At 40.9% G+C, this 215-nt stretch carries 1 protein-coding gene; it reads left to right on the top strand.

The window, feature by feature from the left end; genetic code table 11:
- Positions 1 to 215: ABC transporter permease subunit (locus EZH24_RS13905; RefSeq protein WP_137999521.1), on the top strand; the 215-nt coding region annotated here is incomplete at both ends.

The following is a 215-nucleotide window of genomic DNA, read 5'->3' as shown; positions in this document are numbered from 1 at the left end:
AGTTTAATAGAGGCTTCGCAGGATTTGGGTGCTAATTCTTTCAATGTTTTTTATAAAATCGTCCTTCCTTTAAGTTTGCCCGGGATGGCGGCGGGAGTCACAATGGTATTCGTTGCGGCGGTAAGCACTTTCGTAATTTCAAGGATGCTTGGCGGAGGCTCGAATATATTAATCGGCGATTTAATAGAGATGCAATTTTTAGGAATGTCATATAA

Origin of the sequence: Brachyspira catarrhinii (assembly GCF_005518285.1) — a bacterium.
In the GTDB taxonomy this organism is placed as follows: Bacteria; Spirochaetota; Brachyspiria; order Brachyspirales; family Brachyspiraceae; genus Brachyspira; species Brachyspira catarrhinii.
The sequence above is the reverse complement of the archived record's forward strand: the minus strand, read 5'-3'. Positions and strand labels throughout refer to the sequence as shown.